Origin of the sequence: Bacillus sp. EU52 (assembly GCF_037964975.1) — a bacterium.
Taxonomy (GTDB): Bacteria; Bacillota; Bacilli; order Bacillales; family Bacillaceae; genus Bacillus; species Bacillus subtilis.
Map to the genome: position 1 here is coordinate 1,015,735 of NZ_CP150177.1, position 12,762 is coordinate 1,028,496.

The 12,762-nt window shown below is 43.5% G+C and carries 16 protein-coding genes; 10 read left to right on the plus strand and 6 right to left on the minus strand.

Going from position 1 to position 12,762, the window contains the following annotated elements:
• The first annotated feature begins 116 nt into the window (after positions 1-116).
• The 6 genes from NSU05_RS05250 (at position 117) to yhaL (ending at position 7,849) form a co-directional block, all read left to right on the plus strand.
• A complete protein-coding gene (locus tag NSU05_RS05250; protein ID WP_032725309.1) occupies positions 117-1,013 on the plus strand; it encodes an ABC transporter ATP-binding protein in 897 nt (298 codons plus the stop codon).
• Positions 1,006-2,265, plus strand: a complete 1,260-nt coding sequence (locus NSU05_RS05255) for an ABC transporter permease (protein WP_003244912.1) — start codon at positions 1,006-1,008, stop codon at positions 2,263-2,265. Before NSU05_RS05250 ends, NSU05_RS05255 begins: the two co-directional genes overlap by 8 nt.
• 106 nt (positions 2,266-2,371) lie before the next feature.
• The gene (locus NSU05_RS05260; RefSeq protein ID WP_038428705.1) at positions 2,372-3,598 is read left to right on the plus strand and encodes an exonuclease SbcCD subunit D; all 1,227 of its coding nucleotides are present in this window, start codon (positions 2,372-2,374) and stop codon (positions 3,596-3,598) included.
• Positions 3,599-3,602: 4 nt separating this feature from the next.
• Positions 3,603-6,494, plus strand: a complete 2,892-nt coding sequence (gene sbcE / locus NSU05_RS05265; RefSeq protein WP_082200999.1) for a DNA repair/recombination ATPase SbcE — start codon at positions 3,603-3,605, stop codon at positions 6,492-6,494.
• 73 nt (positions 6,495-6,567) lie between these two features.
• Positions 6,568-7,512: a 3'-5' exoribonuclease YhaM gene (gene yhaM / locus NSU05_RS05270; RefSeq protein WP_003245698.1), complete on the plus strand. Its 945-nt coding sequence runs from the start codon at positions 6,568-6,570 to the stop codon at positions 7,510-7,512.
• Positions 7,513-7,636: 124 nt separating this feature from the next.
• Positions 7,637-7,849, plus strand: a complete 213-nt coding sequence (gene yhaL / locus NSU05_RS05275) for a sporulation protein YhaL (RefSeq protein WP_003233252.1) — start codon at positions 7,637-7,639, stop codon at positions 7,847-7,849.
• A gap of 41 nt (positions 7,850-7,890) precedes the next feature.
• Here yhaL and prsA read toward each other — a convergent pair whose 3' ends face one another.
• On the minus strand, positions 7,891-8,766 hold the full coding sequence (gene prsA, locus NSU05_RS05280) for a peptidylprolyl isomerase PrsA (protein ID WP_038428708.1): 876 nt from the start codon (positions 8,764-8,766) through the stop codon (positions 7,891-7,893).
• A gap of 159 nt (positions 8,767-8,925) precedes the next feature.
• Between prsA and yhzE1 the strand changes: the two genes are divergently transcribed.
• Together yhzE1 and yhzE2 are read left to right on the plus strand one after the other, a co-directional pair.
• Positions 8,926-9,012: a sporulation protein YhzE1 gene (gene yhzE1 / locus NSU05_RS05285; protein WP_003327753.1), complete on the plus strand. Its 87-nt coding sequence runs from the start codon at positions 8,926-8,928 to the stop codon at positions 9,010-9,012.
• A 124-nt stretch (positions 9,013-9,136) separates the two neighbouring features.
• On the plus strand, positions 9,137-9,223 hold the full coding sequence (gene yhzE2, locus NSU05_RS05290; protein WP_003155248.1) for a sporulation protein YhzE2: 87 nt from the start codon (positions 9,137-9,139) through the stop codon (positions 9,221-9,223).
• A gap of 52 nt (positions 9,224-9,275) precedes the next feature.
• On the opposite strand, the gene NSU05_RS05295 is transcribed toward yhzE2, so the two are convergent.
• Positions 9,276-9,458 carry a hypothetical protein gene (locus NSU05_RS05295; RefSeq protein WP_024571667.1) on the minus strand — a complete coding sequence of 61 codons (183 nt, stop codon included), beginning with the start codon at positions 9,456-9,458 and terminating at the stop codon, positions 9,276-9,278.
• 107 nt (positions 9,459-9,565) lie between these two features.
• A complete protein-coding gene (locus tag NSU05_RS05300) occupies positions 9,566-10,084 on the minus strand; it encodes a DUF3267 domain-containing protein (RefSeq protein ID WP_003245590.1) in 519 nt (172 codons plus the stop codon).
• A 207-nt stretch (positions 10,085-10,291) separates the two neighbouring features.
• Between NSU05_RS05300 and NSU05_RS05305 the strand changes: the two genes are divergently transcribed.
• A complete protein-coding gene (locus tag NSU05_RS05305) occupies positions 10,292-10,633 on the plus strand; it encodes a YhaI family protein (protein WP_009966921.1) in 342 nt (113 codons plus the stop codon).
• Here the strand turns inward: NSU05_RS05305 and NSU05_RS05310 are convergent.
• Positions 10,630-11,241, minus strand: coding sequence for an HTH-type transcriptional regulator Hpr (locus NSU05_RS05310; RefSeq protein ID WP_003239501.1), 612 nt, complete (start codon positions 11,239-11,241; stop codon positions 10,630-10,632). The genes NSU05_RS05305 and NSU05_RS05310 overlap by 4 nt on opposite strands.
• A 177-nt stretch (positions 11,242-11,418) precedes the next feature.
• Positions 11,419-11,775 carry a YtxH domain-containing protein gene (locus NSU05_RS05315; protein WP_003245875.1) on the minus strand — a complete coding sequence of 119 codons (357 nt, stop codon included), beginning with the start codon at positions 11,773-11,775 and terminating at the stop codon, positions 11,419-11,421.
• Positions 11,776-11,904: 129 nt separating this feature from the next.
• On the opposite strand from NSU05_RS05315, the gene NSU05_RS05320 reads away from it, so the two are divergent.
• On the plus strand, positions 11,905-12,096 hold the full coding sequence (locus NSU05_RS05320; RefSeq protein ID WP_014476318.1) for a hypothetical protein: 192 nt from the start codon (positions 11,905-11,907) through the stop codon (positions 12,094-12,096).
• Between the two features lie 72 nt (positions 12,097-12,168).
• Here NSU05_RS05320 and trpP read toward each other — a convergent pair whose 3' ends face one another.
• Positions 12,169-12,687, minus strand: coding sequence for a tryptophan transporter TrpP (gene trpP / locus NSU05_RS05325; RefSeq protein WP_003233236.1), 519 nt, complete (start codon positions 12,685-12,687; stop codon positions 12,169-12,171).
• Positions 12,688-12,762 lie beyond the last annotated feature (75 nt).

The following is a 12,762-nucleotide window of genomic DNA, read 5'->3' on the forward strand; positions in this document are numbered from 1 at the left end:
CTCCATTTTAAGGTTTATCAGTCTTTCTTCATTTATATTCTAAAAAGGAAATCAAAATCCTTTATTATGCTTTATCCAAAATTAGTATATAATGGGTCAGGGAAGGAGGAGATTCAGTGCTTACAATTGATCACGTAACGAAGACATTTGGAGATTATAAAGCCGTTGACGGATTGGACTTAGATATTCCGGAACAGCAAATGTTCGGTCTGTTAGGCGCAAATGGAGCGGGAAAAACGACGACGTTTCGCATGATCCTAGGATTATTAAGCATTACGGAGGGCTCAATCAGTTGGAAGGGCCGTCCTGTGAATTATCATATCAGCAACAAAATCGGTTATTTGCCGGAAGAGCGGGGCCTTTATCCGAAAATGAAGGTAAAGGATCAGCTCGTCTATCTCGCCAGATTAAAAGGGATGGAGAAGCGAGAGGCTGTAAAAGAGCTCGGTACATGGCTTGAACGCTTCAATATAACAGATTATGAGAATAAGAAGGTGGAAGAGCTTTCGAAGGGGAATCAGCAGAAAATCCAATTCATTTCGGCAGTTTTGCATAAGCCGGAGCTCCTGATTCTTGATGAACCATTCAGCGGCTTGGACCCTGTCAATGTTGAGCTGTTAAAAGAGGCTGTGATCTCGCTGAAAAACAGCGGTGTTTCTATTTTATTTTCAAGCCATCGGATGGAACATGTGGAGGAGCTTTGTGAGAACCTTTGCATATTGCAGAAAGGAAGACCGGTCGTGCAAGGCAAACTGAAGGAGATCAAGCGCTCCTTTGGCAAAAAGAACGTCACCATTCACTCCGATGACGATCTAAGCTTTTTGCAGTCTCATGAAGGCATTCTACAATGGAAGGAAACGGCCGACGGCGTCAAGCTGCAGATTGCCAATGAAGACATTTCTCAAGAGATTTTTGCGATGCTCCAAGGAAAAGGGTTTATCAGAAAGTTTGAGCTTGAAGAGCCGTCACTGCATGATATTTTTATAGAAAAGGTGGGGGCCGTCTATGAATAAATTTTGGATCATGCTTTCTCATACATACAAAAATAAGATTATGGCAAAATCCTTTATTATTTCTACTGTCATCACGGTGCTGCTTGTTTTAGTTGTAACGAATCTGGAGTCGATCATTTCTTTGTTTCAAGGTGACGATGCGAAAGAAAAAATCGCCGTTGTTGATGAAACAAACGAATTATATCCGGTTTTTTCAAAGCAGCTGAAAGCGGTGGATACTGACGGCGATCTTGATGTGAAGCTGTCGAAGCAATCGGAGGATGAGGTCACAAAGCAAGTCAAAGATGAATCACTCGATGGCATGCTCATCATCAAACGAGATGAAAAAGGGACCATTTCAGGAACATATAAAGCGTTAACGATTTCTGATGAAAGCACGTATCAAACGCTACAACAGGCGCTGACGCAAACCAAAACAGCAGTCGGAACAGCGGAGCTCGGCGTGTCGCAAGAAACGATCAGCAGCCTTTATGCGCCCGTTACTGTGGGGCAGAAGGCGCTGAAAGAAGGGGCAAAGTCTGAGGAAGAGCTTGGCCAGACGGTAGGGCTTGTTTACATTATGCTGTTCGTCATTTATTTTTCGGTGATTATGTATGCCAGCATGATTGCGATGGAGGTCGCTACAGAAAAATCTTCGCGAGTTATGGAAATCCTGATCTCAAGTATGCCGCCGATCCAGCAAATGTTTGCAAAGCTGCTTGGTATTGGGCTTGTCGGGATCACACAGCTTGCTATTATTATAGGAGCCGGCTCTCTGTCGCTTAAGCTGAACCAAAAGAGCGAAACGGCTTCATCTGTCGGCGGGTTCCTTAATTTGACCGACGTATCTGCAACCACTGTCATCTATGCTGTCATTTTCTTTTTGCTCGGATACTTTTTGTACGCGACACTTGCCGCGTTTCTCGGCAGTGTCGTCAGCAGAATAGAGGACGTGCAGCAAACGATCACGCCGATGACGCTTTTGGTTGTCGCCGGTTTTATGATCGCGATGTTCGGTTTGAATGCGCCTGACGCAGGATTTATTACGGTAACTTCGTTTATTCCGTTCTTTACGCCAATGATTATGTTCCTGCGCGTCGGCATGCTTGATATTCCGTTCTGGCAGGCGGCTGTCGGAATCGGAATCACACTGCTCACCATTGTCATACTGGCCGTTATCGGCGCCAGAATTTATAAAGGCGGTGTATTAATTTACGGCAATTCAAGCGCGTTCAAAGCGATCAAACAAGCGCTACGTTTAGCGAAAAACTGATTGGAAAACAGCCTGGGGATTCTCAGGCTGTTTCTTTATTGACAGAACGTGCATTCGCAAGAATTCGGTGCTAAAATAAGGGTACTTCATCCTGGAAAGGAGCAGAATGTTGACTGAACTAACCTTTATTCATGCGGCAGATCTTCATCTTGACAGCCCGTTTTACGGGATATCGCATCTGCCGGAGCCGATTTTTGCCCGGATTAAAGAAAGCACGTTTGCAAGCGTGAGACATATGATAGACGCTGCAGTGAGAGAGCACGTTGATTTCATTTTGCTGGCGGGAGATCTGTTTGATGAAGCCAATCGAAGCTTAAAGGCTCAGCTCTTTTTGAAAAAACAGTTTGAAAGACTCAGAGAGTGCGGGATTTCGGTATACGTCATCTTTGGGAATCACGATCATCTTGGCGGGGAGTGGACGCCGATTGAATGGCCTGAGAATGTCCATATTTTTTCGTCCGCTGTTCCAGAAGAAAAATCGTTTTTTAAAGAAGGCAGGCGCATAGCAAGCATTTACGGCTTCAGCTATCAAGCCAGAGCAGTGACGGAAAACCAAGCCGCCCGCTATCGGAGATCAACTGACGCACCGTTTCATATCGGCATGCTCCATGGCACGCTGTCAGGATCTGAAGGACACGATCCGTATTGCCCGTTTACACATGACGACCTCGTGAAAAGCGGGATGGATTATTGGGCGCTTGGCCATATACATAAACGCCAGGTTCTATCTGCCGAGCATCCGGCAGTCATTTACCCGGGAAACACGCAAGCACGCCATATGAAGGAGACGGGAGATAAAGGCTATTATCTCGTTCATGTGACAAACGGAGATATATCTTATGAATTTCAGAGAGCGCATGATGTCCTGTGGGAAAAAGCGGCGGTTGATGTGACGGAGGCAAAGAATATGACCGCCCTCTTCCAAATGGTGGAGAACACGTTTTCGAGGCTGCGGAAAAAGGGGAGCCCTGTTTGTGTAAGGCTTGTTTTACAAGGGACGGCGCCGGAATGGCTGCTGGAGGCGCCAAAAGGCACCTTGGATGAGTTTCTTGAAGCTCTTCAGGAACAAGAAGCGGAGGAGGAACGTTTCGTTTGGCCTCTTAGATTGGACGATGAGACAGAAAACGAAGCAAACCTAACAAACCTTGATCCTTTTTTTGGCGGTTTATTTGAAGACATTGATCGCAGTGATCTGTCAGACGTGCTGGAAGGGCTTGAGCGGCATCCAGTGTATAGAAGGCACGCGGACCGGTTTAGCCAAGAGGAAGTAAAGGAAATAAAAGAGCAGGCACAGATTTTATTGAAAAGACAGCTTAAGGTGCTTGATACATGAGGCGGTGACAGCTTTGCGAATTATATCTTTACATATCTACCAATATGGGAAATTTTCCAATCGGACCTTTCACTTTTCCGCCTCTCCTGTCCAAGTAATTTACGGATTAAATGAGGCAGGAAAAACGACGATGATGTCATTTATTGAAAGTATGCTGTTCGGTTTTCCAAAAACAAAAAAATATGAACCGAAAACAGGCGGTGTCTACGGCGGTGTTCTTGAAGCTGAACATCCTGAATATGGGGTGCTGAAGATCGAACGGACGAAAGGGACTGCCGAAAAACTAAGCGTGTACACAGAAAAGGGCGAAGTAAAGCAGGGAGATGTTTTAAAGCAGCTGTTCCAGGGCACAGACAGGTCGTTGTACAAAGCCATATATTCGTTTGACGTATTCGGGCTGCAGGAAATTCACGCCTTTAATCGGGATAAGATAGGGGAATTTTTGCTCTTTTCCAGCTTGTTTGGTGCTGAAGCCGTATCAAAGCTTGATTCAAGGCTGACGAAGGAAAGCGAAAGGCTCTATAAACCAAATGGGCGAAACCCTCAATTGAATCAGGAGCTGGAAACGCTTAAGCAGCTGGCAGTTAAGCTAAAACAGGCTGAAGCAGAGGAAGCGGGCTATCATCAGCTTCTCGAGGAAAAACGAACGCTTGAAGCCCGCCTTGCAGCCGCGGAAACCGAATTGAAAGAGACGGCGGGACATATCCGAATGATTGAGGGAGCGATTGAGCGAAAGCCGCTGCTAAATGAAAAAGCGACACTCGAACAGGTGATTGCAGAATTTCCGGAACACGCAGGACAATTTCCTGCTGACGGACTGCATCAGCTGGAAAAATATGAATCCCATCTTCACCCGAAATCAGCACAGCTTGAGGCGCTTCGGGTGAAGATGGCGGAGTTGGACAAACAGAGGCAAAAGCTTATCCCCGATAAAGAACTATTGGCGAAAGAAACGCTGATACAAGAGCTTTCGGCAGCGTTTCATATGTACCAATCCTGGGGAGAACAGCTGGCAGCCATTCAGGCACAGCTGCGCCAGACGTCTGCGCAGACAGCGGCAGGGCTGGAACAGCTCAATAAAACGGATGAAAATGAGCTCCTGAATATGAACACCTCATATGATTATGAATGGCAGCTTCAGCAAGCGGTGCAGCAATATGTACAGGCAAGAGACAGAAAACGGCAGCTTGACGAGACGTTTGAACTTGCCCGGCAAGAGCTGGAAGACGCGGAAAAGGCCGTTCGTGCCGCTTCGTCCGCGATTCTTGAAAACAGCCAAAGAAAAGATAAAGAAGCAGCTCTTAGAGCATATGATGAAACACAGGGGCAGCACCAAGAGCAAGCGAAGCTCAGAGAACAGCTAACGTTTTTTGAAAGACAGCAGGCTAAACAGAAAAAGACTGTCATTGCAGCTGGTATGTTGTTCATCGTTCTCTTTTCTCTGCTGCAGCAATGGATTCCCGCCATAAGTTTCGGCGCTGCACTTATTGTGTATTGGCTTGTTTCAGGAAAGTCGTCTTCTCGAAACAGCCGAGAGACAAGACAGCCCATGACGGATATTTCACCAGCAGAAGCTGAAATGCTTAGAGAAGCGTTATGGGAGGATGACCGCAATAAGCAGCACCTTCTCACACAGCGTGCAGCGCTCCAGCAAAAAGAGGCGGCGTATGAAAGGGTCATCCAGCAGTTTGAACAGTGGGAAGCCGAAATGGCGCCGTCCTTTACACAGGTTGAGCGTTTTATGAAAGAGCTCGGATTTAAGGAAGATCCATCATTTTTGCTTGATGCATACAGCTTAATGAAGGATGTTAAAAAAGAAGTGAAGAAAAAGCATGAGCTGACCATTGAAGCAGGCAGGCTGAAAAAGCACCGGAGAACATTCGAAGAACGCGTCAGTATGCTTCGTCCCGTGAATCAGAGTCAGGATATCTCCATTTCGGACGCCCTTCACACATTGCGGAAAAACATTGAACGTGAAAAAGAAATTGAGAAGCAAAAAAAGGAAATTGAAACAGATATTCATTATACAAAGGAACTGATGCTTGAACTTGAGCAAGAAATACAGTATTTCCACGCACAGATTGAACAGTTATTTGCCGCGGCTGCTGCAAAAGACAGAGATGCGTTTTTTGCCATAGCCGACATCAGCAGGCAATTGAAGGATACGGAGAACAAGCTTCATCACGTAAACGCACAGCTTCAAGGCGAGCACCCGGAGGAACTTGAACTGGCGGATTCCAATACGCTTTCTGAATTGAAAGATAAGCAATTTGTTGAGAATGAAAGAAAAGAGCGGCTGACTGAGGAGATCGAGCAGCTCCGCAGCCAAATCGCACTGCTCTCAGTCAAACAGGAACAATTAGAGGCTTCGGGAATGGTCTCAGACCTCAAGCTTCAAACCGAAATGCAAAAAGAACGTGTGAAAGAAACGGCTAAAAAATGGGCCTCCATACAAATGGTCAAACAGGTGATCAAAAACAAATTGGAGCGGCATAAAAAAATCGAGCTTCCGCGCCTTCTGGAGACGGCAGGAGAATTTTTCCGCCCTCTGACTGACGGAAACTACCAAACCATTTATTTTTCCGAAACGGACGATTCGATCATGGTTATGCATCGCGATGGAACTGTCTATCATGCGGAAGAGCTGTCACAAGGGACATGTGAACAGCTGTATACAGCGATCCGATTTGCTTTGGCCGTTACGCGCCAGGGTGGGTCAAAGCTTCCGTTCCAGCTTGACGACAGTTTTGTTCATTTTGATCAGGAAAGGCTGAAACGTGTATTACATGTTCTGTATGATTTATCTGAAGGCGGTAGGCAGATTTTGTATTTTACATGCCATGAGCACGTAAAAGATGCATTTCATAACAGCCAAATCATCCATTTGGTGTCATAAAAGAGGTTCTATAGCTGAAAATCGGTATGTGATATACTGGTATTATGTAAGATACGGAGGGAGCTTTAATAGAATGGCTAAAGGGATTATGCTACATGAGGTTGGCGAACAGGTGGACCAGTATCTATTGATTAAATCCTCGACGAAAGGGATTGCAAGCAATGGAAAACCGTTTCTGACGCTGATGCTGCAAGACCAGTCAGGCGATATTGAAGCGAAGCTGTGGGATGCCAAGCAAAGTGATGAAGTGACCTATGCGCCGCAGACGATTGTCAAGGTCGTCGGCGATGTTCACCATTATCGCGGACGCACCCAGCTGAAGCTAAGAAATATCAGACCGGTAAGCGAGCAAGAAAACGTCAATATTGATGATTTTTTAGAAACCGCGCCGATTCCGAAAAATGAAATGATGGATACCATCACTCAATATATATTTGAAATGAAAAATCCGAATATCCAGCGAATCACAAGGTTTTTGGTTAAAAAACACGAAGCTGAGTTTATGGATTATCCGGCGGCTACGAAAAACCACCATGAGTTTGTCTCAGGTTTGGCGTATCATGTTGTCTCTATGCTGAACCTGGCGAAAGCAATAGCAGATTTATATCCTTCTCTTGATCGTGATCTGCTTTACGCCGGTGTTATCCTGCATGATCTTGGAAAAGTGAAGGAGCTGTCCGGCCCTGTTTCCACTTCATATACGGTTGAAGGCAATTTGCTCGGCCATATTTCCATCATGGTGACAGAGCTTTCAAAAGCGGCTGAGGAGCTTCAAATCGATTCTGAAGAGGTGTTAATTCTTCAGCATTTGATTTTGAGTCACCACGGCAAAGCAGAATGGGGCAGCCCGAAACCGCCTATGGTGAAAGAAGCGGAAATTCTTCACTATATAGACAATCTGGATGCAAAAATGAATATGATGGACAGAGCGCTTGAGCGTGTGAAGCCGGGCGAGTATACTGAACGTGTATTCGCACTGGAAAACCGTTCCTTTTATAAACCGACATTTCATAAATAACTTAAAAAGGACTGATGCTGACATATTCAGCTCAGTCCTTTTTGATGCGTCTTTCTCGCACATAACTCGTCTCATTCCCGCATATGGTTAAGAATAAAGAATCTATGCAAAGGGGGAGGAGCCCGTGTTATTTTTTCCGTGGTGGGTGTATCTTTGTATTGTAGGGATCATTTTCAGCGCATATAAACTTGTGGCGGCAGCCAAAGAGGAAGAAAAAGTAGACCAGGCTTTTATTGAAAAAGAAGGGCAGATTTATATGGAGAGGATGGAAAAGGAGCGAGAACGCCGCAGTTCTCAGCAGCATGAAGAAGAAAATCAAAACCATTCCATCGCATAAAAAAAGCTGTGCGGCTCAATGAGCCTGCACAGCTTTTTTTATTATTTAGAATTGCTTGAAGAAGAAGTGCTGTTGCTTGTTGAAGATGTATTAAATGTGTCTTTCAGATCTTTATCTTTTACTTCGATGTCAGCTTTCTTCATAACTTTTTGAACAGCTTCCTGAACAGCTGCGTTGTCATTTAATTTTTGTTCAAGCACTTCAGATTTCAGTTCTTTTTTCATATCATCATATTTGCCGCGTTCTTCTGTCTTTTTAATGATATGGTAGCCGTATTGCGTTTTGACAGGATCACTGACTTCACCTGTTTTTAATTTGAATGCAGCTTTGCTGAATGTTTCGTCCATTTGGCCTTCTTTTGCGAACCAGCCAAGATCCCCGCCTTTTGAAGCAGAGCTGTCTGTTGAGTATTCTTTCGCAAGGTCTTCAAACTTCTCGCCTTTTTTCAGCTTTTTCTCTACTTCTTCAGCTGTCTTTTTATCAGCAACAAGGATGTGGCTTGCACGGATTTTGCCTTTTAAGCCTTCCCAGTACTCTTTGATATCGGCGTCTGTTACTTTGATGTTATCTTTAGCCGCTTTTTGTGTCAGCAATTCATATTTTACTTGTTCTTTCAGGTAATCTTTGCCATATTGCTTTTCGAGGGCAGTATATTGATCGCCAAGCTGCGTTTTATATTCTTTCAGCTTGTTGTCAATTTCTTTATCCGAAACTTTATACTTCTTGTCCAATACTTTTTCTTGCACTAGCTGTGTCAGTACGCTTGCGCCAGCTGTTTTCTTCATGTTTGTGTAAAGCTCGCCTTTTGTTACATCGCCTGCGTCTGTTTTTGCGATGACTTCTTTGTCGCCGCTGCTGCAAGCACTGAGAGCGAGGATGCTTGTAGCAGTGATAGCTGCTATTGCGATTTTCTTCATTGTTTTCAAACACTCCTAATCATTCCAAATTAAATTACCTATGCGTATCATAACATATTGTGGCTTTCTGTAAAAAGATTTTAAATAAAGGGCATTCGTCTAGTCAAACTTTTGCTGATGACATACTTATATATTGATCAAGAAAAGGAGGTATGTAACATGAGCGGAGGATACTCTAACGGATTCGCGTTGCTCGTAGTACTGTTCATTTTGCTTATCATCGTAGGTGCAGCTTACATCTACTAAGCAGCCCGAGGATCGCTTGCAACATAAGCGATCCTTTATTTTCACTAGCGCCTAATCGTTTCAAACATGAATTGCATAACATGTAATTGGTAAATAAAGCTTATTACAGGAGGTGCTTTTTAAGATGGGTGAAGTATTTGCAGGCGGATTCGCTTTATTGGTTGTGTTATTTATTTTATTGATTATCATCGGCGCTTCTTGGCTGTACTAATCAACATAAAAAAGCATAGCTGCTTAATCAGCAGCTATGCTTTCTTTCGTATTTACACTGTAAAGGAGATCTCCACAAACGAAGAGATCAGTAAAATTAATATAGATACATTAATAAATCGGAATACCTTATCTTGCCGCTCTTCAGGAATCTCTCTGACAAGGCATAATGTATTGGTGAGCCTGTTTATGAAATATAAAATAAACACGGCAGCCACGATAAAATAGAATAAAATGATGGGAGATTCCCCCTCTCTCTGAACTGTCCCATATTACATTACCAAATATTTATTAAAAAAGATAGAATGCAAATTGAAAAATCGCCACCAGCACCGGGGTTTGACTACTTTTCAACAAGAATATCCAAGCCGTCTGCTTCCTGATCAATAAAAGCGGTTTTCGGTGCTTTTATCAGCTTGAGAGCCAGCAGGAAATCAGGCAGACAGTAGCCGGCGTGAATGCCCGAGATCATGCAAAAATAATGAGCATGATTCGGAAATGCCAGTGCTGCGTAAAACAATACCGGTGTAATCAGCAAGAACGGGCTGACGAGTGAAATCAGCATTGTTGTTTTTGGTATACGTTTCCATGTGCGCATGCGCAATATGTAAAACTTTTTTTCTATTTTTCTTTTTTTGCAGATGATTGGCAGGACATGGATGACTTTATGTACAAATAAAATAACGACGAGCAAACCGCCGAATAAAGATACATATTCATCGCTTAAGCTTGTGCCAGGCCGCAGCAGCTCAAAAGCTAAAAAGGTAGATATAAAAACCAAAATCATAAAACATACAGCAGTTAATATTATGCGAACGGCGCCATAATCCTTCATGAGATTTATGGTCTTCCAGCAATTCATCAAAGTCATCCTTCCATACATCTTGAATAGAATCTCAAAATAATTTACTCCTCCCAAGAGAAAAAATCAATGCTTTTTTAAGAAAAAATATCATCCGGCAGGTATTTTTTTGAAACAAGCAAACAAACTGCGAAATATGGGGTTAGAACTTTCTTCTCAGTGAATTATCAGCTAAAATAAGATTAAAGATAGAAAGAAGTGGTGTGGATGGATTCGATGGATCATCGCATTGAGCGATTAGAATATTACATACAATTATTAGTGAAAACAGTAGATATGGACAGGTACCCCTTCTATGCGCTTCTCATTGACAAAGGGCTGAGCAAGGAAGAAGGGGAAGCGGTTATGAGGATATGCGATGAATTGTCGGAAGAGCTGGCAACACAAAAAGCGCAAGGATTTGTAACCTTTGATAAGCTCCTTGCGCTTTTTGCCGGACAGCTGAATGAAAAATTAGATGTTCATGAAACGATTTTTGCCCTGTATGAGCAGGGGCTTTATCAAGAGCTGATGGAAGTCTTTATCGACATCATGAAGCATTTTGATTAACTGTTTACAGGTTCAAGCTCTTCAGCCGGTTCATCCGCCGCACTGTCCTTTGCTTTTTTCTTCAGTTTTCCGTTTACGCTTTCAAAGTCATTGTCAATATTGGTGAGTGACGTTTCGAAAATTTCCATAAAATCATCGCCGTAGATATGGCGTATCATACACATCATTTCTGCCACTTCAGGAAATTTTCCGAATAAATGATACAAAGGCTGTGACCCTTTAAAAACAGCGTTGCGTGTCGGATCAAATTCCTCAAGCAAGCTCCAAAATACCTCGGTACCTTCCTCAGTCAATTGGACATATGTGTTACGTTTATCATTCAGCCGTTTGGAGAACCTTAAATATCCCCGTTCTTCCAGCTTTTTTGAAAAGTTGAATGCGGTTGATACGTGCATGACCCCGAATTTCGCGATTTCAGAAATGGAAGCTCCATTCAATTGATACGCAATCCATAAAATATGATGCTCATTAATATTCAGGTCATACGGTTTGAGCCATTGCTGCCAATCCTTCTCGATCGATTTCCAAAGAGCCTTGCTAAGCTGAGCCATTTTCTGGGTGAAAACCAGAGCTTCTTTCACATCATAGGGCGGTTCCACTCGATTCATTACGTCACCTGCTTCTCTTTTTCTTTTTCTCTATTATGCCAATAAAATAAAGATTAATAAAGATGAAAATGTAAGAATTTTTTAATAAATTCACAAACCATTGCGACGAAAGGGTTTTTCGACCAAAAAAAATACGGGTCCAATTTTGGCCCGCATTTTTTTCTTTTGAATAGGATATTAGTTTTGTAAGGTTTTCTCCAGCTGTCTGATTTTCTCTTCGATATCGGCAATTTCTTTTTGCAGATCCTGCTGGTGAGGCTTGATCTCTTCCTGCCATTTTTTAATTGACGTTTGGAGCTCGCCGCCCACGTCTTTAATAACATCCGTGCTTTCTTTTGCCGCTTTGATCAGCTGGTCTTTTAATGCAAGCCCGTCTGACTTTAAGCGTTTGATTGTTTCTTCAAAAGAATCATAGTTGGTTTTCATTTTTTCACGCAGCTGCTTTCCTGAGGAAGGTGCAGTAAGAAGAACCGCTGCTCCTCCGATGATGCCGCCTACGAATAGTCCTGTTAGTAGAGAACGTCCGCTCGCCATTACAATCACCCCGTCTTTTTCTTCAAAATAGGATTCATTCAGCATTTTTCATTTTTGTTGAAAGCCTGAACTTCTATACATAGCTTGCTTTATTTTAGCATATTTTTTAAGTGAAAAGGAGGGAGAAGGTTGTCTGTCTTTTTGATTGTGTTATCTTGCATCACCCTTGCCTTCGCTTCAGGCGCTGTTTACTATATCAGACTTCTCAGCCAGGCTGCTTCTTATCCGCCCAAGAAAGTCATCCGGCAGAAAGCGCTTGTTTGTTCAACCGGAACCGCCTTTACACTATGTCTTATCTTTTTCACAAAACTCCTCGCTTAAAACATGCTGACATGCTGCGGACGCTCTGTTCAAAAAACCTCTCCCGGAAGCGGAAGAGGTTTTGTGTGACAATTATTTAGCAGCTTCCATAAAGCTTGAACGCCTTAAAATGGTTTGCACAATCGGATAAATAATGATCATTGAGATTGTATTCAGCACAGCGGCCGGCAGAACAACAGCCGCGAACAATGCGGCGAAACCGCCCGGTAAACCGACGATCAATAAAGCTGACGATAGAAACACAATTCCTGATAAGATGGTCCCGATCACTGTCAGCACAGCGGCTGCACCTGTTTTTCGGCTCTTTCTGAACAAAAGAAACAGGGAGAAGAACAGAAACGCTGATACCGGTTTATCAATGATGTTAGGGATCTGTCCAGCTGGAAACGCGGTTGTAAGCGCGGAAATGATTCCGGTCACGATCCCGATGACGAGTACATTTTGCACCCGCGGGAACAGCAGAATGCCCATGAACATCATGATCAGCATCATATCTGGTTTCATGCCGCCTAAAAAGGGCGGAATAATGGAATGAAGCGCTGCGCCGATTGCGGCAAACAGAGCCATAATGACTAACTCTTTTGTTTTCATAACTATGCTCTCCTCTGCTAAGCTTTTTGCCCTCCAATAATATGCTCATCATTTATTGCGAAGGCTTTACAGAAT

Bases quoted from the DNA above. Each gene is read 5' to 3' on its own strand.
- NSU05_RS05255 (WP_003244912.1), top strand. From the start codon at position 1,006: ATGAATAAATTTTGGATCATGCTTTCTCATACATACAAAAATAAGATT.
- NSU05_RS05260 (WP_038428705.1), top strand. From the start codon at position 2,372: ATGTTGACTGAACTAACCTTTATTCATGCGGCAGATCTTCATCTTGAC.
- yhaM (WP_003245698.1), top strand. From the start codon at position 6,568: ATGGCTAAAGGGATTATGCTACATGAGGTTGGCGAACAGGTGGACCAG.
- prsA (WP_038428708.1), bottom strand. From the start codon at position 8,766: ATGAAGAAAATCGCAATAGCAGCTATCACTGCTACAAGCATCCTCGCT.
- yhzE1 (WP_003327753.1), top strand. From the start codon at position 8,926: ATGAGCGGAGGATACTCTAACGGATTCGCGTTGCTCGTAGTACTGTTC.
- yhzE2 (WP_003155248.1), top strand. From the start codon at position 9,137: ATGGGTGAAGTATTTGCAGGCGGATTCGCTTTATTGGTTGTGTTATTT.
- NSU05_RS05300 (WP_003245590.1), bottom strand. From the start codon at position 10,084: ATGAATTGCTGGAAGACCATAAATCTCATGAAGGATTATGGCGCCGTT.
- NSU05_RS05305 (WP_009966921.1), top strand. From the start codon at position 10,292: ATGGATTCGATGGATCATCGCATTGAGCGATTAGAATATTACATACAA.
- NSU05_RS05310 (WP_003239501.1), bottom strand. From the start codon at position 11,241: ATGAATCGAGTGGAACCGCCCTATGATGTGAAAGAAGCTCTGGTTTTC.
- NSU05_RS05315 (WP_003245875.1), bottom strand. From the start codon at position 11,775: ATGGCGAGCGGACGTTCTCTACTAACAGGACTATTCGTAGGCGGCATC.
- trpP (WP_003233236.1), bottom strand. From the start codon at position 12,687: ATGAAAACAAAAGAGTTAGTCATTATGGCTCTGTTTGCCGCAATCGGC.